The organism is Microbispora sp. H10670 (genome assembly GCF_014161385.1).
GTDB classification, from domain to species: Bacteria; Actinomycetota; Actinomycetes; order Streptosporangiales; family Streptosporangiaceae; genus Microbispora; species Microbispora triticiradicis.
In genome coordinates this window covers 100,373-124,254 of sequence record NZ_JABBWW010000023.1, presented here as the reverse complement: position 1 = coordinate 124,254, position 23,882 = coordinate 100,373, and the positions used below count along the sequence as shown (strand labels likewise).

15 protein-coding genes and 1 pseudogene are annotated in these 23,882 nt (G+C 72.9%); 10 read left to right on the top strand and 6 right to left on the bottom strand.

Annotated features, from left to right (window positions below; all coding sequences use genetic code 11):
* Positions 1 to 63: 63 nt before the first annotated feature.
* Both HHX33_RS27195 and HHX33_RS27190 read right to left on the bottom strand, forming a co-directional pair.
* Complete coding sequence (locus HHX33_RS27195) at positions 64 to 1,572, bottom strand: sensor histidine kinase (RefSeq protein WP_182877077.1); 1,509 nt, start codon at positions 1,570 to 1,572, stop codon at positions 64 to 66.
* The gene (locus HHX33_RS27190; protein ID WP_117409572.1) at positions 1,569 to 2,297 is read right to left on the bottom strand and encodes a response regulator transcription factor; all 729 of its coding nucleotides are present in this window, start codon (positions 2,295 to 2,297) and stop codon (positions 1,569 to 1,571) included. Before HHX33_RS27190 ends, HHX33_RS27195 begins: the two co-directional genes overlap by 4 nt.
* Positions 2,298 to 2,445: 148 nt before the next feature.
* Between HHX33_RS27190 and HHX33_RS27185 the strand changes: the two genes are divergently transcribed.
* From HHX33_RS27185 to HHX33_RS27175, 3 genes are read left to right on the top strand one after another with little or no spacing between them, the layout of a single operon-like run.
* Positions 2,446 to 3,819: a ferric reductase-like transmembrane domain-containing protein gene (locus tag HHX33_RS27185; protein WP_182877076.1), complete on the top strand. Its 1,374-nt coding sequence runs from the start codon at positions 2,446 to 2,448 to the stop codon at positions 3,817 to 3,819.
* 21 nt (positions 3,820 to 3,840) lie between these two features.
* Positions 3,841 to 4,458, top strand: a complete 618-nt coding sequence (locus HHX33_RS27180; RefSeq protein ID WP_182877075.1) for an FMN-binding protein — start codon at positions 3,841 to 3,843, stop codon at positions 4,456 to 4,458.
* Positions 4,458 to 5,237, top strand: coding sequence for an FAD:protein FMN transferase (locus HHX33_RS27175; RefSeq protein WP_220502239.1), 780 nt, complete (start codon positions 4,458 to 4,460; stop codon positions 5,235 to 5,237). The genes HHX33_RS27180 and HHX33_RS27175 overlap by 1 nt, the downstream gene beginning before the upstream one ends.
* A 68-nt stretch (positions 5,238 to 5,305) precedes the next feature.
* Here HHX33_RS27175 and HHX33_RS27170 read toward each other — a convergent pair whose 3' ends face one another.
* Positions 5,306 to 5,767: a hypothetical protein gene (locus HHX33_RS27170; protein ID WP_182877074.1), complete on the bottom strand. Its 462-nt coding sequence runs from the start codon at positions 5,765 to 5,767 to the stop codon at positions 5,306 to 5,308.
* Positions 5,768 to 6,353: 586 nt separating this feature from the next.
* Positions 6,354 to 7,493 (bottom strand): FAD-dependent monooxygenase, encoded by a 1,140-nt coding sequence (locus HHX33_RS27165; protein ID WP_182877073.1) that lies wholly within the window; start codon positions 7,491 to 7,493, stop codon positions 6,354 to 6,356.
* Between the two features lie 81 nt (positions 7,494 to 7,574).
* Between HHX33_RS27165 and HHX33_RS27160 the strand changes: the two genes are divergently transcribed.
* The 3 genes from HHX33_RS27160 to HHX33_RS27150 all read left to right on the top strand — a co-directional run bounded on the left by HHX33_RS27160 (position 7,575) and on the right by HHX33_RS27150 (position 12,399).
* Positions 7,575 to 8,225, top strand: coding sequence for a TetR/AcrR family transcriptional regulator (locus tag HHX33_RS27160; RefSeq protein WP_182877072.1), 651 nt, complete (start codon positions 7,575 to 7,577; stop codon positions 8,223 to 8,225).
* 148 nt (positions 8,226 to 8,373) lie between these two features.
* Positions 8,374 to 11,541 (top strand): DEAD/DEAH box helicase, encoded by a 3,168-nt coding sequence (locus HHX33_RS27155; protein WP_182877071.1) that lies wholly within the window; start codon positions 8,374 to 8,376, stop codon positions 11,539 to 11,541.
* Positions 11,542 to 12,399, top strand: coding sequence for an SWIM zinc finger family protein (locus HHX33_RS27150; RefSeq protein ID WP_182877070.1), 858 nt, complete (start codon positions 11,542 to 11,544; stop codon positions 12,397 to 12,399).
* Between the two features lie 4 nt (positions 12,400 to 12,403).
* On the opposite strand, the gene HHX33_RS37415 is transcribed toward HHX33_RS27150, so the two are convergent.
* Both HHX33_RS37415 and HHX33_RS27140 read right to left on the bottom strand, forming a co-directional pair.
* Positions 12,404 to 13,333, bottom strand: a complete 930-nt coding sequence (locus HHX33_RS37415) for a diacylglycerol/lipid kinase family protein (protein WP_182877069.1) — start codon at positions 13,331 to 13,333, stop codon at positions 12,404 to 12,406.
* Between the two features lie 234 nt (positions 13,334 to 13,567).
* The gene (locus HHX33_RS27140) at positions 13,568 to 16,321 is read right to left on the bottom strand and encodes an immune inhibitor A (protein WP_259402890.1); all 2,754 of its coding nucleotides are present in this window, start codon (positions 16,319 to 16,321) and stop codon (positions 13,568 to 13,570) included.
* A 196-nt stretch (positions 16,322 to 16,517) separates the two neighbouring features.
* Between HHX33_RS27140 and HHX33_RS27135 the strand changes: the two genes are divergently transcribed.
* From HHX33_RS27135 to HHX33_RS27120, 4 genes and pseudogenes are all read left to right on the top strand, one after another.
* Positions 16,518 to 17,894, top strand: a complete 1,377-nt coding sequence (locus tag HHX33_RS27135) for an FAD-binding oxidoreductase (RefSeq protein ID WP_310741551.1) — start codon at positions 16,518 to 16,520, stop codon at positions 17,892 to 17,894.
* 63 nt (positions 17,895 to 17,957) lie between these two features.
* Positions 17,958 to 19,634, top strand: coding sequence for a serine/threonine protein kinase (locus HHX33_RS27130; protein ID WP_182877067.1), 1,677 nt, complete (start codon positions 17,958 to 17,960; stop codon positions 19,632 to 19,634).
* Between the two features lie 152 nt (positions 19,635 to 19,786).
* Positions 19,787 to 21,385 (top strand): acyl-CoA carboxylase subunit beta, encoded by a 1,599-nt coding sequence (locus HHX33_RS27125; RefSeq protein ID WP_182877066.1) that lies wholly within the window; start codon positions 19,787 to 19,789, stop codon positions 21,383 to 21,385.
* A 40-nt stretch (positions 21,386 to 21,425) separates the two neighbouring features.
* Positions 21,426 to 23,369: pseudogene (locus tag HHX33_RS27120) on the top strand (acetyl/propionyl/methylcrotonyl-CoA carboxylase subunit alpha); the annotation flags it as partial.
* Between the last annotated feature and the right edge of the window lie 513 nt (positions 23,370 to 23,882).

Genomic DNA, 23,882 nt, shown 5'->3' with positions numbered 1-23,882 from the left:
TCCTCATATGCAACATATGTTTCATACGACCCCCTCGAATGGGGGTTCGAGGTCAGCAGGGTGTCACGCGGAGGGCAGGCTCACCCGGAAGACGGTGCGTCCGGGACGGCTCTCGACGTCGACCGTCCCGCCATGGGCGGCCACGACCGCCCGGACGATCGCGAGCCCGAGGCCGCTGCCGCCGGAGGCGCGCGAGCGCCCCTTGTCGGCGCGGACGAACCGTTCGAAGACCTCGCCCTGGAGGTCCGCCGGGATGCCCGGGCCGTCGTCGGTCACGGTCAGCTCGACCCGTCCGGAACCGGGGCCGGACCCGCCCGGCGCCCCTTCACGTACCGCCCCTTCACGTACCGCCCGATCACGAAGCGCCACGGTGACGGTCGTGCCGGGCGGGGTGTGCGCGCGGGCGTTGCCCAGGAGGTTGACGACCACCTGGTGCAGCCGGTCGGGGTCGCCGGGGACCGTCACGGGTTCCTCGGGCAGGTCCAGCCGCCAGTGGTGGCCGGGAGCGTAGACGCGGGCGTCGCCGGTGGCGTCGATCACCATCCGGGTCAGGTCCACCTCCTCGCGGGCGAGCGGCCGGCCCGCGTCGAGCCGGGTCAGCAGCAGCAGGTCGTCGACCAGCTTGCCCATGCGGGACGACTCCGCGTCGGCGCGCTCCAGGGCGTGGCGCACGCTCCCGGGCACCTCCGCGGGGTCGCGCCGGGCGAGCTGGACGTGAGCGCGGACGGTCGCGAGCGGGGTGCGCAACTCGTGGCTGGCGTCGGCGGCGAAGGTGCGCATGCGCTCCTCGCTGGCGTGGCGGTGGGCCAGCGCCTGCCCGACGTGGCCGAGCATGCGGTTGAAGGCCAGCCCCACCTGGCCGATCTCCGTACGGGGGTCCTCGTCGGGCACCCGGTCGGGCAGCGCCACCTCGCCGTCCGACAGTGGCAGGCGGGCGACGCGCCGGGCGGTGGCCGCGACCCGGTCCAGCGGGCGCAGCGAGAGCCGCACCCACACGGCCCCGGCGACGCCGGTCACGAGCACGACGACGGCGAACACCGCGATCTCGGCCAGTTGCAGGCGGCGGACCGTGTCGTGCACGTCCGCCAGCGGCAGGCCGGTGAGGAGGATGTCCCCGCCGGAGCTCCGCACGGCCATCAGGCGGTACCGCCCGAGCCGCGACAGGTCCAGGGTGTGCCCGGCGCCGTCGGGCGGCACGGAGGCCAGCGCCCTCTCGTCGGCCGCCGGCAGGGACGGGTCGGCCCGGCCCACCACGGCGGGCGTGTCCACCTGGCCGTTCACGACCCGGACGCCGAGCGTGCCGGGCGCCTGCCCCCGGGTGTCCCCGCGCTCGGCGAACGGGCTCCGCCCGTCGTATCCGCGGGGGTGCTCCTCGCGCTCCTCGTGCTCCAGGCTGGCCGCGTACCGGCCGGCCTGCATGGCGAGCTGCTGGTCCACCCGGTCCACCATGAACCGTTCGAGCAGCAGGGAGGACGCGGTGCCCGCCGCCGCGCAGGCCAGCACGAGCAGCACCAGCGTCCCCGCGACCAGCCGGGCCCGCAGCGTGCGCGGCGGCCTCAGCCGTACCCTCACGGCTTGAGGACGTATCCGACGCCCCGCACGGTGTGGATCAGTGCGGGGCGGCCCGCGTCGATCTTCTTGCGCAGATAGCTGATGTACAGCTCGACCACGTGCGCCTGCCCGCCGAAGTCGTACGACCAGACCCGGTCGAGGATCTGCGCCTTGCTGAGCACCCGCCGGGGGTTGCGCATGAGGAAGCGCAGCAGCTCGAACTCGGTAGGGGTGAGCTCGACGAGCTCTCCGCCCCGGGTCACCTCGCGGGCGTCCTCGTCCATCACGAGGTCGCCGACCGTCAGCCGGTCGCCCTCGGCCGTACGCGCCATCCCGGCGCGGCGCAGCAGCCCGCGCAGCCGGGCCAGCACCTCCTCCAGGCTGAACGGCTTGGTCACGTAGTCGTCCCCGCCCGCGGTGATCCCCGCGATGCGGTCCTCGACGGAGTCACGGGCGGTGAGGAACAGCACGCAGACGTCCGGGGCCTCCGTCCGGAGGCGGCGCAGCACCTCCAGCCCGTCGAAGTCGGGCAGCATCACGTCCAGCAGCACCGCGTCCGGCTGGAACTCCCGGGCGGTGCGCACCGCCGACGCGCCGTCGCCGGCGGTGCGCACGTCCCACCCCTCGTATTTCAGGACAGCGCCCAGGACCTCGACGAGGTCGGGCTCGTCGTCGACCACGAGGACGCGCACGGGCGTCCCGTCGGGGCGGACCAGATCAGGCAGGCCGTTCGATGTCGTACGCATGATGATGCCAGGGTCCTCCCCACTGCTCCGGCGGTTCCTCTGAGAACGTTCTGAGAATCCTATGAAGGCTCCCGGCGTGCCCCTGTTCATAGGAAAACAAGAGGTTCGGTTGGCACCGTGAGTCGCGTACGAGGAAAGGGAGGCACCTTTGACCACGACCTTCGCCGGCCGGGCGGCGGCCACGGGCCACGCGCAGCCGCCGCCACGAGGGGTGCGCGCCCGCCCGGAGGCGGTCCTGGCGGCCATCGCCGCGGGGACGGTCGCCGTGGCCGGCCTGTGGTGGGCGCACACGCCCGCGGTCGCCGGCCTCGACGGCTGGCTGACCAACGCGGGCCGGGTCACCGGGCTGCTCGCCGGGTACGCGATCGCCGTCCTGCTGGCGTTGATGGCCCACGTCCCGGCGCTGGAGCGCGGGGTCGGCGCCGACCGGCTCGCCCGCTGGCACTCGATGGGCGGCCGCTACGTGGTCGGCCTGTCGGTCGCCCACATGCTCCTGATCACCTGGGGTTACGCGGTGACCGAGCACACCGACGTGGTGCGCGAGACGGTCACGCTCAACCTGACCTATCCGGACGTGCTCAAGGCCACGGTGGCGCTGCTGCTCCTGGTGGGCGTCGGCGTCGTCTCCGCCCGCCGGATCCGCCCGAAGCTGCGCTACGAGACGTGGTTCCACCTGCACTTCTACACCTATCTGGCCACCTGGCTGGCCTTCGGCCACCAACTGGCGACCGGCGAGGAGTTCATCGGCGACCGGCCCGCGCAGGTCGCGTGGTACGCCCTCTATCTGGGCGTCGCCGCGCTGCTGGTCTGGTACCGCTTCCTCACGCCCGTACGGCTGGCCCTGCGCCACCGGCTCAGGGTCGCGCGGGTGGTGCGGGAGGCGCCCGGCGTCGTCAGCGTGCACGTCACGGGACGGCGGCTCGACCGGCTGCGGGCCGAGCCGGGCCAGTTCTTCCGCTGGCGGTTCCTGACCCGGGACCTGTGGTGGTCCCCCAACCCCTACTCGCTGTCGGCCCCGCCGCGGAACGGCGAACTGCGGATCACCGTGAAGGACCTGGGCGACCAGAGCCGCTCTCTCGCCGGGCTGCGGGCGGGCACCCGCGTGCTCGCCGAGGGGCCGTACGGCGCCCTCACCGGGCGGGCGCGCCGCGCGCGCAAGGTCCTGCTCGTCGCGGGCGGCATCGGCATCACCCCGCTGCGCGCGCTGTTCGAGGCCCTGCCCGCCGCCCCCGGCGACCTGACCCTCCTCTACCGGGCCCGTGACGCGGGAGACCTCGTCCTCCGTGCCGAACTGGAGGAGATCGCGGCGACGCGGGGCGCGACCCTGCACTACTGCGTCGGCCCCCGCGCCCTCGTCGGCGACCCCTTCACGCCCGGGACGCTGGCCGCGCTCGTGCCCGGCCTGCGCGACCACGAGGCGTACGTCTGCGGGCCCGACGGGATGACCACCGCCGTCGTCGCCGCGCTGCGCGCCGCCGGAGTCCCCCGCCGCCGCGTCCACCACGAATCGTTCGAGTTCTGAACCACCCGGATTGGAAGTTCCATGCGCAGAGCCATTCTGGCCGTGCTCGCGACCGCTGTCGGCCTCGTGCTGCTGTTGTCGTTCAAGCCCCATGAGGTGATCTCGCCCGCAGCGCGCCCCGCCGCCGTGGCCGAGGGGACCGGCTCCGGTCCCGGGGACTCCGGTCCCGGTGACTCCGGCACCGGGGACGACGACGGCGACGGGGACAGGGGCGAGGACGGGGGCCGCTTCGGCCGGGAATTCCCGGACTCCTCCAGGCCCCAGGATGCGCAGACCCAGGAGACCCAGTCCCAGGAGACCCAGTCCCAGGAGACCCGGGCCGGCTGGAGCGGGGCGGGAGCCACCGCCGGCGCCACCAGCGGGGAGAAGACCGTCACCGGTGACGCCGCCGACACCCGGTGGGGGCCGGTGCAGGTGGAGATCGTGATCTCGGGCGGGAGGATGGCCGGGATCAGGGTGCTGGTGGCCCCGCAGAACAACCACCGGGACATCGAGATCAACAACGAGGCGCTGCCGATCCTCGACGAGGAGGCGCTGTCGGCCCGGTCGGCCCAGATCGACGTGGTCTCCGGCGCCACCTACACGAGTGCCGGCTACATCCGCTCGCTGCAGAGCGCCCTCGACAAGGCCGGCCTCTGATGCGTCACATCGAGCACGTCATGGGCACCGTTTTCTCCTTCGACGTCCGCGACTCCGACGGGCGCGACTCCGACGGGCGCGACTCCGACCCCGGGCCGTACGTCGCGGAGGCGGTGGCCTGGCTGCACCACGTGGACGAGGTCTTCTCGACGTACAAGCCGGACAGCGCGGTGAGCCGCCTGAGCCGGGGCGAGATCACCCTGGCCGGCTGCCCGGCGGAGGTGGCGGACGTCCTGCGCCTCTGCGAGTCGGTGGCGCTGGTCTCCCACGGCTACTTCACCCTTCATCCCCGGGGCCGCCTCGATCCCTCCGCCCTCGTCAAGGGCTGGGCGGTCGAGCGCGCCTCGGCCATCCTTCGCGCGGCGGGCGCCGCCGACCACTGCGTGAACGGCGGCGGGGACGTCCGGCTGTCCGGCTCTCCCGCACCCGGCCGGTCCTGGCGGGTCGGCGTCGCCCACCCGCTCCGGCCGGGCGAACTCGCCGCCGTGGTGTCGGGGACCGACCTCGCCGTGGCGACCTCGGGCACCGCCGAACGCGGCACGCACGTCGTCGACCCGCACACGGGCCGCCCGGCGACCGGGCTGGCCTCGGTGACGGTGGTCGGGCCCGATCTCACCCTGGCCGACGCGTACGCCACGAGCGCCTTCGCCATGGGCGCCGCGGCCAGAGACTGGGTGGAGGGCCTGCACGGCTACGAGGCCTTCGCCGTCACCTCCTCCGGCGCCACCTGGCGCACCTCCGGCCTCCAACCTCGGAGCCGTGGCCTGACCACGACCTGACCTCGGTGCGCCGTCGCCGTACGCCCGCCGTCATCGAGGGCGAGACCGGCACGGAGGCGATCGCTCGATCAGCAGGCGGCGGCCAAGGTCCCGGCGCTCTGTACACGGTCCACCTTGATGTGGATCGCCTGACTGGCCGCCACCTTGGGGGCCTGCACCGGCTGCGCCGCTGCGGCCGGGGCCGCCTTGGGCTGCACCGCCCGGACCTCCGCGCTGATCTCGACGCTGTGATCGATCGCCAGAGCCGCAGTGAAGGTACGCGAACTCAGGATGTGGTTGAAGAGCTTCTGCAGATCGTCGCCCTTGGACTTCCGGATCGCCTTCCGCTCGGCACGGTCTATCTTGGCGTACGCCCAGATGTTCGTGTCCTTGGTGTGGCCTTCCAGGCATTCGAAGATGAAGTAGCTGCCGTGCTGGCGAAGGATCCCCGCGAGTGGGATGTCGTAGTGGTTGAGCACCTTGTCGATCTTGGCTGAGTCGGCCGGCCGCCAGGGCTCGGCACCGATCCTCAGATGGATCTGATCGCTCATCGTCACCCTCCCTCCACTCCGAATCTCCAAAGCAGGCGTTGAAGCGATCCCTGTCATCATCTGTCCACGGACGCTTCGAGTCTAGATTCTCAACCGAAACGTGAACCGGGTTCCACGCGTTCGGGGTGAACCTGACGCGAAGTAATGCCTCACGGAGTGTTCCCGCCGTCGTGTACCTGACACCATCGCCGGTGGCGGCGGGCGACCTCCTGTTCGGGAAGCAACGTACGGCCTCGTCGACTGTCAGCTTGCCGCGCATCAAGGAGACGGCGTTGGCAACGTGCGGTTTTACCGGCACGTCCTTAAATGGCCGACCCTTGACGGGGCGGTCCCTGCTGCCGTACTGAGTGAGGATCTCTTCGTCTCCGATCCTCTCTCTACGCCTGATCAGTCGCATGAGGAACGATGGTAAAGCCTGGGCCATAGCACTGAAATCAGGACGGCACTTTCCGCGAACAAGTGCAGTTCACAGCGGCCCAAATAGTGCAAAATCGCTACATCTGAACGCTCCGGCGCATTCTTGCGTATACAAGGAACGGCCCTTACCTGTATTCACGCCATATCAGCATGAACTTCACGCGGCGTGTCATCGGGCGAGGGCCTGCCTGAGGCGGGTGGCGGCGACTACGGCGGGCCACAGGCGGGTGGCGAGGTTGCGGGCGAGGATGCCGCCTCGCGTGGCGGGGGCCAGGAGCGCCGACGCCTGGCCGACGGCGCGCTGCCTGGGCTCGACCAGGCGCCGGTGGACGGTCTCGTACCGGCCGAAGGCCGCGCCGGGATCGCCGGGATGGGCGGCCAGCGCCTCGGCGAGGGTGAACGCCCCCGTCATCGCCAGCGTGGAGCCGTCGCCGAACAGCGACACGCAGGAGGCGGCGTCGCCGAGGAGCGCGACCCTTCCCTTCCACCAGCGGGGCAGGCGCACCTGGCTGACGGAGTCGAAATAGAGGTCGTCGGCCGTACGCACCCGTTCGAGCAGTTCCGGCGCCCTCCAGGACACGTCCGCGAAGGCGGCGGTCAGCATCCGCTTGTGCTGCCCGGTGTCGCGGTGGTCGAACCCGGGCTCCGCCGGGCTCCGGTAGAGGAAGAACGCGCCCGCGGACATGGGGCTGACGGCGACCGCCTTGCCGGGGGCGTTGTGCATGAGGATGTCCCGGCCGGACCCGGCCACCGCCTCGACGCCGAGCGGTGTCGTCGCGACGTACAGGCCCATGTGGCGCACGAGGCCGTTCTCCTGGCCGAACGTCAGGCGCCGCGTCACCGAGTGCAGGCCGTCGGCGCCGATCACCAGGTCGAAGCGGCGGGAGCCGGCGCGCTCGAAGGTGACGTCCACCCCGTGCTCGTCCTGGACGAGCGCCGTGACGGAGTCGTCGAAGAGGAACTCGGCGTGGTCGCGGCTCGCCTCGTACAGGATCGACGCGAGGTCGCCGCGTGGCACCTCGACCTCACCCGGCCGCTGTACGGCGCGCATGTCCATCCGGGCGACCCGCCTGCCCGCCGCGTCGACGAAGCTGACCCCGGTCGTGCCGGTGGCGGCCTGGTGCAGCCGGGGCAGGACGCCCATCCGTTCGGCGACCGCGACGGCGGCTCCCCTGACGTCCACCGGGTTGCCGCTGGACCGCGCCTCTCCCGCGCGTTCCACGACCGTGACCTTGAACCCGTGCCTGGCCAGCCAGTAGGCCAGCGTCGGCCCCGCGATCCCGGCCCCCGAGATGAGCACCGCGCTCATGACGCACCCCCTAACCGGAGGAATTTCCTCCGCATGATGACGGTATCCTAACCGGAGGAAAATCGTCCAGATCCTCTTGAGGTGACCGTGGAGAGAGGGCTGCGCGCCGACGCGCGCCGCAACCGGGATCTGATCGTCGCCGCGGCCCGTGAGCTGTTCCTGGAGCAGAACGTCGACGTACCGCTGGAGGAGGTCGCCCGCCGGGCGGGCGTGGGCGTCGGCACGCTCTACCGCCGCTTCCCCGACCGGGACGCGCTGCTGCGCGCCGTCGGCGAGGAGAGCCTCCGCCGCCTGGCGGACCTGGTGGAGACCGCCGGGCGGGAGGAACCGGACGCGTGGCACGCGCTGCGCCGCTTCCTGCGCGGCGCGGTCGCCCTGCGGCTGGGCGTGCTCGCCGCGAAGCTCGATCCCCTCCTGCACCAGCGGCTGCGCGTCGGCGCCGACCTGCGGGAGATCCGGCAGGGGGTCGCCGCCGCGGTCCTGCGGCTGACCGAGCGGGCGCAGGCGGACGGCGCGCTGCGCCCCGACATCGGTCCCGGCGACATCGCCCTGCTGATGACCCTGCACGTCTACACGCCACCGGCCGTGCTCGGCGAGGAGGCCATGGCGCGGATGGTGGAGATCATGCTGGACGGCCTGCGCGCCGACCGGCGATCGCCCCTTCCCGGGGCTCCGCTCGACGCCGACGCCCTGCGCCGCTACACCACGGTCGACGGCACTCCCCCCGGTTGACGGCCGGCCCCAGCAGTACGACAAGCCGTCCCAGATCATCAGTAATCAAGGAATTTCCGGCCGCCGGTCGTCGCTGGAGGCTCAGGTTCCGGCGAACATACGGCGCCGGAGGCGCTGCTAGCGTTCCGGGGTGGCGGGAGGAGACGGTGTGCTCGTGCTACACGCGGCCTGGGACGGCGGGCGGCTTGTGCTCTGGGCGGAGGAGACGGCCGGCGCGGAGCCGGTGACCTCCAGGGCCAAGGTCCGGCCCCATCCCTTCGCCGCCCCGGCGAGCGCCCTCGTCGCCGCGCTGCCGGGCTTGGGGGAGGCGGCGGCCGAGGCGGCCGGAAAGGCCGTGCCGGGTGAGGTGGTGCTGCTCCTGCCCGGTTCGGCGTCCGGTCCCCTGCCCTCACCGGAGACCGGGTTGCAGGTCCGCGCGCGCCGGGCCGGGATCAGGCCGTGGCGGGTGCCCGCCCTGCTGGTCGACGCCGGCGCGGCGATGCGCCTGCTCACCACGCTCGGCGAGGCGGCCCACACACCGGTGGAGTCGCCGGAACCGGACGACCGCCTCGCCGACATGCTCCCCGGGCCGTCCCTGCGCTATCTCGCGGTCGTCGCGGCCCACGCCCGGGAGCTGGTGCGGCGGGGCAGGGTGCTGCCCCAGCTCGTCACCGAGGACGGCGGCTACGCGGCCCGCTGGCGGCCGGTGCTGACCGGCCCGCACGCCGACCGCTTCCGCGAGCTCGCCGCCGCGATGCCGCCGGTCTGCCGGGCGGTGGAGGAGGAGCGCCCGTCCGCCCACGTGCTGATGGAGGCGCTGGCGGGCCTGGCCGACGCCGCCGTACGGCAGGCGCTGCCGGAGCGCCTGCTGGGCGGGCACCGTCCGGGACGGCGCGCTCCCCTGGCCGACCGGTGGACGGTGGCGCTCACCGGCGAGGAGGCGGACCTGCCCGGGGCCGGCCGGGAGGAGGCGGAGGCGCTGGCCCGGCCGCTGCAGGAGTGGTTCCGGGCGGCCCACCAGCTCGACGGCCCGGTCAGGGTGTGCTTCCGCCTCGTCGAGCCCGAACCCGAGTTCGAGCCGGAGTTCGAGCCGGAGCCCGAGCCCGTGTCCGGTCCCCGGCCCGGCTCCGCACCGGTCGCGGGCCCAGCCGTCGCCGCCGAGTACGCCGCGGCCCACTCAGACAGCGGCAGGTGGCGGGTGGAGTTCGCGCTCCAGTCGGCCGAGGACCCCAGCCTCTACCTGCCCGCTTCCCTCGTCTGGACGGGCGAGGCCCTGCCCGGTCTGCCGGGCCTTCCCGGGCGGCCGGACGAGACGCTGCTCGCCGGTCTGGGCCGGGCGGCCCGCCTCTATCCGAGGATCGACGACGCGCTCCGGGAGGCCCGGCCGGCGCACGTCGACCTCGACGTCGAGGGCGCCTTCCACTTCCTGCGCCACGCCGCGCCGCTCCTCCAGTCGGCCGGGTTCGGCGTGCAACTCCCCGCGTGGGCGGGCCGCGCCCGGCTGGGCCTGAAGCTGACGGCCCGGTCGCGCTCCGGGCCGGGCGCCGCCGCCGACCAGGGGTTCGGGCTGGCGCAGCTCGTCGACTTCCGGGCCGAGCTGGCCGTCGGCGACGAGACGATCAGCGAGGCGGAGCTGGCCGAGCTGGCCCGGCTCAAGGTGCCGCTGGTCCGGCTGCGGGGGCAGTGGGTCGAGCTGGACGCCCGGCAGCTCGGGGCCGCGTTGAAGGCGGTGGAGCGGCGCGGATCGGGCCAGATGACGGTCGGCGAGGTCGTCCGCGAGGTGGTGCACGGCGGGGACGACGACCTCCCCCTGGTCGGGGTGGACGCCGACGGCCTGCTCGGTGACCTGCTCTCCGGCGAGGCCGACCGCCGTCTCGAACCCGTGGCGACCCCCGCCGCCTTCCACGGCACGCTCCGGCCGTACCAGGAGCGGGGTCTGGCCTGGCTCACCTTCATGTCCCAAATCGGACTTGGCGGCATTCTCGCGGACGATATGGGACTCGGTAAGACCCTTCAGACATTGTCCCTTCTTCTGCGCGAACGCGAGGAAGAAGGGCGGGCGGGGGCGACGCTGCTGGTGTGCCCGATGTCGTTGCTCAGCAACTGGCAGAAGGAGGCCGCCCGGTTCGCACCGTCGCTGGAGGTCTACCTCCACCACGGCTCAGGCCGCCTGCGCGGCGCGGAGCTGGCCGAGCGGGTCGCCGCGGCCGACATCGTCCTCACCACCTACGGCACGGCGTTGCGCGACCGCGACGTCCTCGCCGGGTTCACCTGGGCCCGGGTCGTCTGCGACGAGGCGCAGGCCGTCAAGAACTCGGCCGCCCGGCAGGCGCAGGCCGTACGCTCGCTCCCGGCGCGGACGAGGCTGGCGCTGACCGGCACGCCGGTCGAGAACCATCTGGCGGAGCTCTGGTCGATCATGGAGTTCTGCAACCCCGGCCTGCTCGGACCGGCGAGGGCCTTCCGCGACCGCTACCAGGAGCCGATCGAACGGCACGGCGACGAGGCGGCGACCGCCGCGCTCAAGCGGGCCACGGGCCCGTTCGTGCTCCGGCGCCTCAAGACCGACAAGACGATCATCTCCGACCTGCCGGACAAGATGGAGATGAAGGTCTGGTGCACGCTGACCCCGGAGCAGGCGAGCCTCTACCAGGCGGTGGTCGAGGACATGATGGGCCGGATCGCCGGCAGCGAGGGCATCGAACGGCGCGGGAACGTGCTGGCCGCGATGACCCGGCTCAAGCAGGTCTGCAACCACCCCGCCCACCTGCTCAAGGACGGCTCGCGGCTGGCCGGGCGGTCGGGGAAGCTCGCCCGTCTGGAGGAACTGGCCGAGGAGATCGTGAGCGAGGGCGACAAGGCGCTGGTCTTCACGCAGTACGCCGAGTTCGGCTCGATGCTGCAGCCCTACCTGGCGGCTCGGCTCGACCGCCCGGTGCTGTGGCTGCACGGCGGGCTGCCGAAGAGGACGCGTGACGCGCTGGTGGAGCGGTTCCAGACCGATGACGAGCCGATGATCTTCCTGCTCTCACTCAAGGCGGCGGGCACCGGGCTCAACCTGACCGCCGCCAACCACGTCGTGCACGTGGACCGGTGGTGGAACCCGGCCGTGGAGAACCAGGCGACCGACCGGGCGTTCCGCATCGGGCAGACCCGGAACGTGCAGGTCAGGAAGTTCATCTGTGCGGGCACCCTGGAGGAGCGGATCGACGAGATGATCGAGCGCAAGCAGGCCCTGGCGGAGAGCGTCGTCGGGACGGGCGAGGACTGGATCGCCGGGCTGTCCACGGCGGAGCTGCGCGAGCTGTTCCGCCTGTCCCCCGAGGCGGTGAGCTGAGTGCCCGCCGGACGGGACGGCTGGTTCGAGGCCGCGCGGCCCATCAGGGTCGACGGCGGCATCAGGGCGCGCTCGAAGCGGGGGTCCATCGGCGAGCAGTGGTGGTCACGGCGTTTCGTCGACATCCTGGAGCGCGTCTGCGACGCGGGCAGGCTGAGCCGGGGGCGCGCGTACGCGCGGCGGGGCCAGGTGCTCGACCTCGACCTCGGTCCCGGCCTGGTGAAGGCCAGGGTGCAGGGCTCCCGCCCGGACCCGTACGACGTGCGCGTGCGGATCACGGCGTACGGCGCGGGCGAGTGGGCGGAGCTGACCGGGGCGCTGGGCGCGCGGGCGGTGCACCGCGCCAAGCTGCTCGCCGGGGAGATGCCGCCGGAGATCGAGGACGTCTTCGAGCAGTGCGGGCTGCCGCTCTTCCCGGGCGAGCGCGGGCTGGACATGGAGTGCTCCTGCCCCGACTGGGGGTTCCCCTGCAAGCACCTGTCCGCGGTGCTCTACCTGCTGGCCGAGGCGTTCGACGCGGACCCGTTCCTGGTGCTGGCCTGGCGGGGCATGGCCAGGGACACGCTGCTCGACGCCCTCCGCCACACCGGCGGACAGACCGGCGGGACGGGCGGCATGACGGGCGGCGGGACGCCGGCGCCTCTCGACGTGACCGACGTCCCGTTCGCGGAGCGCGTCGGCGACTTCTACGATTCGGGCGTCTCGCCTGCCCGCCTCGGCCCGCCGGCCGATCCCGGCTCGCCCTCCGACCTGCTGCTGCGCGCGCTGGACCCGCCGCCGGTCAAGGCCAGGCACATCCCGCTGCTCGACCTGCTGCGGCCCTCCTACCGGGCCTTCGCCGCCGAGGAGGACGCGTAGCGGATCAGGTGTCCACGAAGTCGCGCGGGACCATCACCCGCAGGCCGTTGGGGATGGTCTTCAGCACCAGCGGGGTACGCAGCCGCACCTCGCCGTCGATGTCGGCGGCCAGCGGCGGGTCGGTCTCCAGCAGCATCTCCTGGCCGGTGACGAACGGGCCACCCGCGAGGCTGGTCCATTTGCCGGTGGTCGCCCGTACGAGCGTCTCCCCGAGCAGCCGCAGCCGCTTGCCCGAGCCGAGCTGGTAGGCCACCAGCCTGCGGTTGTCGATGCTGACGTCCCTCGCGATCTGCCAGCCGCCGTGGAACCGGCCGTTGGCGATGTTGAGCTGGTGGGTCAGCAGCTCGTGGCGTTTGCCGTCCACGGTGATGTACGCGCGGAACGGCCGGTGCCCCGGCAGGATCGTGAGCGCGGTCAGCGGGTAAGCGGCCCGGCCGAGCACACGCTTGACCCACGGCCTGACGGTGCCGGCCACCTCGACCGACACGCCGAAGCTCGCGAGGTTGGCGAACGGCCGGTCGCCGCACATCCCGAGGTCGATGTCGGCCACCTTGCCTCCGCTGAACACGCCGATCGCCCCGGCGAGGTCGAGCGGCAGCCCGAGGCTGCGGGCGAAGTTGTTGGTGGTGCCGAGGGGCAGCACGCCGAGGGCGACGTCGCGGCCGGCCACGTGCCTGACCGAGCTGCTCAGCGTGCCGTCTCCGCCGCCGACCACGAGGAGGTCGGGCCCGGCGTCGAGCGCGCGGGTGAGCACGTCGCGCAGCCGGGAGGGGTCGGTCACCGGATGGACGCCGGTGAGCCGGAAGTCCCCGTCCTTCAGCAGCCGCAGCACCTCCGCGTAACGGCGGCGGCCTCGCCTGGACCTGGTGTTCACGACGACGGCGGCCTTCCGGTCCCGGTGGATGGCCGCGGTGTGATCCGCCTTGCTCCGCACGCTGACATGCTAGGGGCCGCCGGGCGTGGGCGCGCATCGCCGCCGGCCGTTCCCGGCCCCGGATCGGGACGCCGGGACGCCCCCGGCATGGACGTGCCCGGCACGCCGTCCATGAGCGGACGGCGGCCGGGCATTGTGACCATGCACCGTGGCAGGGCTCGTGACCATGCACTGTGACCATGCACCGTGGCCACACCACGGACTGCCGGGTGGCGTCACGCCACCCGGTGGCCGTTACTTCTTGGCGGGAGTGATCTGGACGACCGCACCCAGGTTGAGCGGAAGCGGGCTGACCAGCTTGATCTGCACGCCGAGCTGCTTGCCCTCGTCACCGGGGTTGCCGCTGCCGAGGATCGCGCCGCCGATGTCGGTGCCGTAGAGGTCGGTCGCCGGCGTGCCGTCGGGGTTGACGATCCTGGTCGAGTACGGCTGGTTGTCCTTGGACGGGATGACCACGGAGGCGTCGCGGTGGCGGTAGTACAGGCTGCCGTCGCGAAGCTCCAGGCCGGGGTACCAGCCCTTGGCGTCCGTGAACTCCTTCACCGCGGACTGCTTGCCGAACGAGGTGCAGTACTCCGTGAACGGCTCGCCCTCGACGCACTCCTTGAACGGGTACGTCCCGGCGAAGTTGAACGCGGCGTTCGACGACTGCGGGCGCGACGGGAGGTTCTTCAGCGTGCTCGGGTCGTGCGCCGCCGCCTCGCCCGTACGGCGCAGCGGCTCGTAGTGCGAGTCGACGAGGAGCAGCTGGCCCTTCGGGCCCACCGACGGCAGGTCGAACGTCGTGTCGGACACGTTGTTGTTGCCCTGCGAGGTGTCGCGGTACCAGACGAGCAGGCCCGGGGCGTTGTAGGCGATCTTCTCGACCTTCCATGCGCCGTCGCGCAGCCAGGTCGTGTCGTACGCGTACTTCAGGCCCTGGTCGAACCCGTCGAAGTTGCGCCACTCGGCGAGGTAGTACTGCGCCGCCTGCACCCGGCCGGGGTGGATGGTCCAGCCGCCGCCGGTGGTGTCGGTGAACGTGCCCTTGACGGTCGTCCAGCCGTTGGCGCCGCCCTCGACGTCGTCGGTCCAGACCGCCGTGGCGCCGTTGGTGACCGAGAAGTCGTCGTTGAACCAGCCGCGCTCCACGGAGGCCGCGTCCGTGTTGTACCGGAAGCGGATCTGCACGGTCTTGCCGGCGAACGGCGCGAGGTCGGCGTACAGGTGGTGCCAGCCGCCGCTCTCGCCGGTCAGGCCGTACTTCTTGCCGCCGTAGTCCTTCATGCGGCCGTTGGGGTCGGTGTAGTCGTCACCGGTGCTGACGAGCGTGCCGTCCTCGTCGAAGATCTTCTGCTCGGCCCAGGTGGCGCCGCCGTCGGCGGAGACCTCGAAGAAGCCGTAGTCCCAGTCGGCCTCGATGCCCCAGTCGCTCCACCAGCGGAACTTCACGTCCGTGCCGGCCGGCACGGCGACGGTCCGGACGAGCTTCTGGTCGGCCCAGTTCTGGTCGCTGTTGGACCACCACATGTTCGACCCGCTGTGCGGGGTGGACATGATGTTCAGCTTGTCCGGCAGGTTGATCCGTACGCCGTCCTCGGTGCCCTTCGGCGTCCGGGAGGCCTGCCCGATCACGGCGAGCTGCTTGGCCGCGCCCGGCTCGATGATCTTCGGGTTGGCCCAGCCGAGCACCCACTTGTCCCAGATGCTCATGTGCGTCGGCAGGGACTGGAAGATCGGCCCGGAGTGCGAGCCGCTCGACATCAGGTCCCAGAAGTCGACGTCGGAGTCGCCCGCGCCGGAGGTGTCGTACAGGTCCGGCAGACCGAGGTCGTGGCCGTACTCGTGGGCGAACACGCCCACGCCGGAGTCCTCGGGCTGGAGGATGTAGTTGGAGATCTTCTTGCTCGTGCCGGGGATCGTGTAGCCGCCCGCCACGTCGCTGGAGTGGGCCCACAGGGCGAACGTGCCCTCGTTGCCGCCGCCGCCGGACTTGTCCTCGCCCGCGTGGATCAGCACAAGGTGGTCGATGACGCCGTCGGGCTCGTCGAAGTTCCCGTCGCCGTCGGCGTCGGAGACGTCCTCGACGTCGTAGTCGGCCCAGGGGAACGAGGGGTTCGTCTTCACCAGGGTGTCGACCGCGTCGACCGCGAGCTGGGCGGCGCCGCGCGGGTTGTCCGGGTGGCCGGTCATGTCCTGCGGGTAGGTGCCGCACTTGCCGGCGCCGTACCACGCCTCGGAGTGCGGGACCTTCAGCCAGCCGACGGCCTCGCCGGTGACGGTGTAGGCGCCCTTCGACAGCTCCTCGTACATGTTCTTCATGGTGGAGCCGGAGATGTCGATGCCCTTCTTGCCGTCCCGGGGGTCCTTCAGGTCCGGCCGGACCCGGGTCGTGATCCCCTTGGAGGTGTAGAGCATGTTGTTGTAGTGGGCGGTGTTGAAGTCCGCCACCCACATGGAGTTGTTGTCCTTGCCCCCGCCGCCGGCCGTCGCCGGGTTGGGGATGTGGTTGTGGAGCGGGCCGTTCAGCTTGGTGCCGGCCGGCTCGGTCACGCAGTCGTTGACGTCGTCGGTCGTCTTCGGGTGCGACCAGCCGGAGAAGTCGTCGTTGGCCTGGTCGTTGAACTCGACCAGCAGCGTGAGCAGCTTGGCGGTGCGGGTCGTCTTCGCCTTCTTGTAGATGAAGTCGAAGGGGTTCTTGCCGGTCCTGATCGCCTGCTTCTCGTGCTGCGCCAGCACGCGCGCCGCGACGGGGTTGCCGGCCGCGAACTTGTGGTCGATCGCCGCGGCGAGGGCGGCGGTGCGCTTGGCCCCCTTCGGCGGGACCTTCTCCTCGGTGGTGGTGAAGTCGCCCTGCACACGCGGCGGTGCGTAGTTGATGTAATGGTCGGTGGCCGACGGCTGGTAGCCCGCCGTAGGCGCCGCCGCCGCACCGGCCGCGGCCAGACCTCCTGCCGCCAGCCCGAGCGCGGGCACGATCGCGGCGAGACGCCGGATTCTCTTGGACAACGAGATCCCTTCCCGTCCGGGTTCCCCGGACACCATGCACAGCGCGCCGGGATGAGCGCGCATGCGGGACCTTAGACGAGGGGGTAAAGGGATCGTAAAGAGCCGCCATGCATGGTTGTCAAAATGTGATGTGTACCAATATCCGTTAGTAATTCCGGTTGCGACCCGATATCGGGTCATGTCGTACAGTCCAGACGTGACCGAAGCGACCTCCGGGCCGACCTCCTCGGCGGCCTCCGGGCTGGCCTCCGCGCTGCCGGACGGGCGAGTCCTCACCGACCCCGACGTCATGGACGCGTACGCGCGGGACCGCACGTTCGCACCGCCGGGCAAGCCGCTCGGCGTGGTGCTCGCGCAGTCGCGCGACGACGTCGTGGCCACCCTGCGCTGGGCGAGCGCGCACCGGGTGCCGGTGGTCCCGCGCGGCGCCGGCACCGGCCTGGCGGGCGGGGCGACGGCCGTGGACGGCTGCGTGGTCCTCTCCCTCGCGCGGATGACCGCGATCCGGGAGCTGTCGCCGCAGGACGAGATCGCGGTCGTGGAGCCCGGGGTCATCACCGCCGACCTCGACCGGGCGGCCCGCGCGCACGGGCTGATGTACGCCCCCGACCCCTCGTCGTACGAGATCTCCACGATCGGCGGCAACCTGGCGACCAACGCGGGCGGCCTGCGCTGCGTCAAGTACGGCGTGACCCGTGACTCGGCGCTCGGGCTGGAGGTGGTGCTGGCCGACGGGCGGGTGCTGAACACCGGCCGCCGCACCATGAAGGGGGTCACCGGTTACGACCTGACCGGCCTGTTCGTCGGCTCGGAGGGCACGCTCGGCGTGATCACCGCCGCGACGCTGCGGCTGCGGCGGGCGCCGCGCGAGCTGTCCACCGTCGCGGCCGAGTTCACCTCGCTGCGCGACGCCGCCGCGGCCGTCGCCGCGATCATCGCCGAGGGCTGCCAGCCGTCGATGCTCGAACTGCTCGACCGTACGACCCTGCGGGCCATCGACGACTGGAAGAACATCGGGCTGGAGCCGTCCACCAGGGCCATGCTCATCGCGCAGGCGGAGGGCCCGGCCGACGAGTCCGCCGCCCGGATGGCGGAGCTGTGCGCCGCGGCGTCGTTCGTCGCGGTGTCGTCCACGCCGGAGGAGGCCGCCGAGCTCGTCGGCGTCCGGCGCCTCGCCTACCCGGCCAAGGAGCGCCTGGGCCAGTGCCTGGTGGAGGACGTGTGCGTGCCCCGGTCGGCGCTCCCCGAGATGATCACCGCGATCGAGGAGACCGCCGCCCGGCACGGCGTCCTGATCTCGACGGTCGCCCACGCGGGGGACGGCAACGTGCACCCGGTGTTCGTGTTCGACCGCGGCCTGGCCGAGCCGCCGCCCGAGGTCTGGGCCGCGGCCGACGAGGTGTTCCGCGCCGCGCTCGCCCTCGGGGGGACGCTGACCGGCGAGCACGGCGTCGGGCTGCTGAAGAAGCGCTGGCTCGGCCTGGAGACCGGCCCGGTGGCCGCCGAACTGCACCAGGGCATCAAGCAGGTCTTCGACCCGCTGAACATCCTCAACCCCGGCAAGGCCATCTGACGGCCGTTCCCGATCCGGTAGCGTTTGGCACCGTTGGTGGGGTTACCGGGGTAATCGGGGGCGATGGTGGCGTTAGAGGCTGGGGACCCGGCCCGCCTGGGCCCGTTCACGCTCGTCGACCGGCTCGGGGAGGGCGGCCAGGGGGTCGTCTTCCTGGGCCACGGCCCGCAGGGCGAACAGGTCGCGGTGAAGCTGCTGCACACGCGGCTGACGGCGGATCCCGAGGCGCGGGAGCGCTTCCTGCGCGAGGTGGCGCTGGCGCAGCGGGTCGCGCCGTTCTGCACCGCCCCCGTGCTGCACGCCGACCTCGCCGGCAACCAGCCGTACATCGTCAGCGAGTTCGTGCCGGGCCCGTCGCTCCGGCAACTGGTCGACCGGGAGGGCCCGCGCCGGGGAGCGGCGCTGGAACGGCTCGCCATCAGCACGGCGACGGCGCTGGCCGCCATCCACCGCGCGGGCATCACCCACCGCGACTTCAAGCCGGCCAACGTGCTGATGGGCCCGGAGGGGCCGGTCGTGATCGACTTCGGGGTGGCCAGGGCGTTCGACTCGCCGCAGGCCACCGCGACCGGCGCGTCCATCGGCACTCCCGCCTACCTGGCCCCCGAGGTGCTGTCGGGCGGCACGGCGGGCGCCCCGGCCGACATGTTCGCCTGGGGCGTCACGATGGTGTTCGCCGCCACCGGCAGGCCCGCCTTCGGCGCGGACTCGATCCCCTCGGTCATCACCCGCATCCTGCGCGACGAGCCCGACCTCGGCGACCTCGCGGCGCCCCTGCGGGACATCGTCGCCGCCTGCCTGTCGAAGGACCCCGCGCCGCGGCCCTCCGCTCAGGACGTCGTCGCGCGCCTCACCGGGCAGGCCCACCTCATTCCCCCGCCACCCCCTGCACAGGCCGCGGCTCCCCCCGGGCACGTCACCGTGCCCGGGGGGAGGAGACCCCGGCGTACGGTGCTGACCTGGACGGCGGCCGGGATCGGGGTGCCCGCCCTGGTCGCCGCGGCCTTCGTGGTGCCGTCCTGGGTCTCGGTGCGGGCGGCCGGGAGCGAGACCACCGCGACGGAGGCGCCCGGCCAGGCGGCGTCCGCGCCCGCCGAACCGGCGATCCCGCCGCCGTCCGGCCTGGCGACTCCCTCGGGACACCGGACCGGGAGTCCCTCGCCGGGTTCCGCGACCCGGAGGCCCGGTTCGAGACCCGATGCGAGACCCGATGCGAGACCCGGTGCGACCGCGAAGCCCGCCGCCTCGCCCGCCCGCCAGGCGCGGCCGTCCCCCACGGCGACCGGACCGGCGGCGGAGCCCACGGAGGCTCCTCCGACGGCGAAGGCCAGTCCGGCCCCGACGAAGGCCACCGCGACGCCCAGGCCCAGCCCGACGGCGAAGGCGACTCCCACGAAGACCGCCGCGCCCAAGCCCAACCCGTACACGGCCAAGGGCGTGTGCGGGACCGGCTTCGCCGTCGTCGACTCCCACTCGTACGGCGGGCAGGCGACGACGTACCTGCTCTACAACGCCTCCACCGGCCGCAACTGCGTGATCACGCTCTCTCGCTACACGATGCCCGCTAAGATCAGAATGAGCGTGGTGCTGAAGGTGAAGGGGGGCGCGTCGGCCGCCGACGCCGGCGCCTACACCGTGTACGCGGGGCCGCTCCGGCTGCCCGCCAAGGGCAGGTGCGTCATCTGGGGCGGCGGGTATGGGGGCGCCTCCTGGAGCAGCGCGTGGTCCCACTGCGGCTGACCCCGCGGAACCACGGCTGAACCACGGCTGTACCACGGCCGGCCAGGAGTGTGCGGCACGAATGTCACCGCCCGGTGGCAGACTCGGCTCGTTGACGTGATCGCGGACCAACCGGAGGTTCTCACCGTGACACAAGTCGGTTCGGTGGCGCCATGACCGTGCTCGTGAGCCGGCTGGACCCCTCCGGCGCCGAGTACGGCGCGAGGCGCGAGGCCATGCTGGCGAAGCTCGCCGAACTGGAGGCCGAGCAGGCGAAGGCCGTCGCGGGCGGCGGGCCGAAGTACGTCGAGCGGCACCGCGAGCGCGGCGGGCTGCTCCCCCGGGAGCGGATCGAGTTGCTGGTCGACCCCGACGCGCCGTTCCTCGAACTGTCCCCGCTGGCGGCCTGGGGCACCGAGTTCCCCGTCGGCGCGAGCGTGGTGACCGGGATCGGGGTCGTCGAGGGCGTCGAGTGCGTGATCACGGCCAGCGACCCGACCGTGCGCGGCGGCGCGTCGAATCCCTGGACGCTGCGCAAGACGCTGCGGGCCACCGAGATCGCGCTGCGCAACCGCATGCCGTACGTGAACCTGGTGGAGTCGGGCGGCGCGGACCTGCCGACGCAGAAGGAGATCTTCATCCCCGGCGGGCAGGTGTTCCGCGACCTGACCCGGCTGTCGGCCGCCGGGATTCCGACGATCGCGCTCGTCTTCGGCAACGCGACCGCCGGCGGGGCCTATGTCCCCGGCCTGAGCGACCACGTCGTGATGGTGCGGGAGCGGGCCAAGGTGTTCCTCGGCGGCCCGCCGCTGGTGAAGATGGCGACCGGCGAGGAGTCCGACGACGAGTCGCTGGGCGGGGCGGAGATGCACGCCCGCGCCTCCGGCCTGGCCGACCACCTCGCGGCCGACGAGCACGACGCGCTCCGGATCGGCCGCCGGATCGTGCGGCGGATCGGCCGGCGCGGGGCCGGGCACGCCGCCGCCCGCGACTACCCGGCTCCCCTGTTCGACGAGGACGAACTGCTGGGCATCGTGCCGGAGGACCTGAAGGTCCCCTTCGATCCCCGCGAGGTCCTGGCCCGGGTGGTGGACGGCAGCGACTTCGACGAGTTCAAGCCGCTCTACGGGCCGAGCCTGGTCACCGGCTGGGCGAGCGTCCACGGCCATCCGGTCGGAGTCCTCGCCAACGCCCAGGGGGTGCTGTTCGGGGCCGAGTCGCAGAAGGCCGCGCAGTTCATCCAGCTCGCGAACGCCACGCGTACGCCGCTCGTCTTCCTGCAGAACACGACGGGCTACATGGTCGGCAGGGAGTACGAGCAGAGCGGCATCGTCAAGCACGGCTCGCTGATGATCAACGCGGTGGCCAACTCGACCGTGCCCCACATCACGATCGTGATGGGGGCCTCCTACGGCGCGGGCAACTACGGCATGTGCGGGCGGGCCTACGACCCCCGTTTCCTGTTCAGCTGGCCGAGCGCGAAGTCGGCCGTGATGGGCCCGGCCCAGCTCGCCGGGGTGATGTCGATCGTCGGCCGGGCCGCGGCCGAGGCGCGCGGCCAGGTCTACGACGAGGAGGCCGACGCGGCGATGCGCGCGGCGGTCGAGACGCAGATCGAGGCGGAGTCGGCGGCCTTCTTCCTGTCCGGCCGCCTCTACGACGACGGGGTCATCGACCCGCGCGACACCCGCACGGTGCTCGGGATGTGCCTGTCGGCGGTCGCGGGGGCGCCGGACCCCGGGCGGGCCGGCTACGGCGTCTTCCGGATGTGACGGGCATGCTCTTCGGCTTCCATATTCGCGGGGGTGGGTCATGATCGGGCGGCTGCTGGTGGCGAACCGCGGGGAGATCGCCCGCAGGGTGTTCCGCACCTGCCGTGAGCTGGGCGTGGAGACCGTCGCGGTCTTCTCCGACGCCGACGCGGACGCGCCGCACGTGGCCGAGGCCGACCAGGCCGTACGGCTCGGCGCCCCGCTGGCGTACCTCGACCCGGACCGCGTGATCGAGGCGGCCCGCCGCTCCGGGGCCGACGCGGTGCATCCCGGGTACGGCTTCCTGTCCGAGCACGCCGGCTTCGCCCGTGCCGTGCTCGACGCCGGTCTGACCTGGATCGGCCCCTCACCCGAGGCCGTCGCCGCGATGGGCACGAAGATCGAGGCCAAGGCGCTGATGGCCGAGGCCGGGGTGCCGGTCCTGCCGACCATCCCGCTGTCCCCGGACGCCCCGCCCCAGCTCACGTTTCCCGTGCTGGTCAAGGCGTCGGCGGGCGGCGGCGGGCGGGGCATGCGGGTGGTGCGCGACCAGGCCGGGCTCGCCGAGGCGGTCGCGTCGGCCCGCCGCGAGGCCCTGTCGGCCTTCGGCGACGGCACGCTGTTCGCCGAGCCGCTGCAGGAGGGCGCCCGCCACATCGAGGTGCAGATCCTCGCCGACGAGCACGGCACGGTCTGGGCCCTCGGCGAGCGGGAGTGCTCCATCCAGCGCCGCCACCAGAAGGTGATCGAGGAGGCCCCCTCCCCCGCCGTCACCCCCGAACTGCGCCGGGAGCTGAGCGACGCCGCGATCCGGGCCGCCCGCGCGATCGGCTACACCGGCGCGGGCACCGTCGAGTTCCTCGTGTCGGACGAGGACTTCTTCTTCCTGGAGATGAACACCCGCCTGCAGGTGGAGCACCCGGTGACCGAGTGCGTCTACGGGGTCGACCTGGTCCGGCTGCAGATCGAGGTGGCCGAGGGCGCGCGGCTCGCCGCGCTGCCGCCGAGCCCGGTGGGCCACGCGATCGAGGCCCGCCTGTACGCGGAGGACGCCGAGGGACGCCCCCAGAGCGGCGTGCTGCACCGCTTCGAGATCCCCGGCGTGGACGGGGAGTTCGGTCTCGGCGCCCGGCTGCGGCTCGACTCCGGCGTGGTCTCCGGCGGCGAGGTGGGCGTCCACTACGACCCGATGCTCGCCAAGGTCGTCTCGTACGGCGGGGACCGGGCGGAGGCGGCCCGGCGGCTGGCGCACGCGCTCGCGCGGGCCCGCATCCACGGGCTGACGACCAACCGCGACATCCTCGTGGGCGTGCTGCGGCATCCGGACTTCCTGTCCGGCGCGCTCGACACTGGGTTCCTCGACCGGCGGCCCGTTCCGGCGTCGCTCGCCGGGCCCGGGGCCGTACGGCTGTCGGCCCTCGCGGCGGCGCTCGCCGGGGCGGCGGCGAACCGGGCGGAGGCGCGGCGCGACGGGGTGCTCGGCGGATTGCCGAGCGGCTGGCGCAACGTGCCCTCGCAGCCCCGGCGCCCGGCGTACGACACGGAGGACGGCGGCCGCCTGGAGATCGCCTACCGGCTGAGCAGGGACGGGCTGCGGGCCGAGGGCTTCGAGGACGTCGCCCTGGTGTCCGCCGAGCCCGGCCGGGTGGTGCTGGAGACAGGAGGCCTGCGGCACGCGTTCGACGTGGCCGTCTACCCGGGCCCCGGTGATCGGCGGCTCGTGCACGTCGACTCGTCTCTCGGGCCGGTCCGGCTCACCCCGGTGGAGCGGCTGCCCGAGCCCGCGGCGCGGGTGTCGCCGGGGGCACTGCCCGCCCCGATGCCGGGTACGGTCCTGCGTGTCGAGGTGAAGCCCGGCGACGTGGTCGAGGCCGGGCAGCCGGTGGTCGTGCTGGAGGCGATGAAGATGGAGCACCTGATCGTGGCCCCCGCCTCCGGCACCGTGGCCGCCCTGCACGTGGTGCCCGGCGCGCGGGTCGAGGCGGGCGTGCCCCTGGCCGACATCGAACCCGCGCCCGAGACCAAGCCCGATATCAGGCCCGAGACCAGGCCCGAGACCAGGCCCGATGTCGAGGCCCGCGAGGGAGCCCCCACCGAGACCCGCAACGCGGATCACGAGTCGGCCGGTGTCCGGCCGTGGGATCCGTTTGCGGACACTACGGGCGCCCCGGCCCCCGGCCAGGCACCCGTGGCCGCCGCCGACCCGGCGGGCGGCCTGGCGGCGGGCCGCGACGGCACCGGGGAGAACGCCCAGACGGACACGCGGGGCGACCTCCCCACGGACGCCGGCGGCCCGGAGCCGGGCACGGGCACGGCTCTGAGCGGCGCGGCTCCGGTCGCGGACCCAAGCGTGAACCCGGGCGCGAACTCGGGTACGGCTCCAAACGGCACGGTTCCGGGCGGCACGGTTCCGGGCGGCACGGTTCCGGGCGGCACGGTTCCGGGCGGCACGGCTCCAAGCGGCACGGTTCCGGGCGGCACGGCTCCAAGCGGCACGGTTCCGGGCGTGGACCCGGGC

What these genes read in the sequence shown, in the direction of transcription:
- HHX33_RS27175 (WP_220502239.1), top strand. Translation starts at nt 4,458, where the DNA reads ATGCGTCACATCGAGCACGTCATGGGCACCGTTTTCTCCTTCGACGTC.
- HHX33_RS27125 (WP_182877066.1), top strand. Translation starts at nt 19,787, where the DNA reads ATGACCGTGCTCGTGAGCCGGCTGGACCCCTCCGGCGCCGAGTACGGC.
- HHX33_RS27165 (WP_182877073.1), bottom strand. Translation starts at nt 7,493, where the DNA reads ATGAGCGCGGTGCTCATCTCGGGGGCCGGGATCGCGGGGCCGACGCTG.
- HHX33_RS27180 (WP_182877075.1), top strand. Translation starts at nt 3,841, where the DNA reads ATGCGCAGAGCCATTCTGGCCGTGCTCGCGACCGCTGTCGGCCTCGTG.
- HHX33_RS27130 (WP_182877067.1), top strand. Translation starts at nt 17,958, where the DNA reads ATGGTGGCGTTAGAGGCTGGGGACCCGGCCCGCCTGGGCCCGTTCACG.
- HHX33_RS27190 (WP_117409572.1), bottom strand. Translation starts at nt 2,297, where the DNA reads ATGCGTACGACATCGAACGGCCTGCCTGATCTGGTCCGCCCCGACGGG.
- HHX33_RS27170 (WP_182877074.1), bottom strand. Translation starts at nt 5,767, where the DNA reads ATGAGCGATCAGATCCATCTGAGGATCGGTGCCGAGCCCTGGCGGCCG.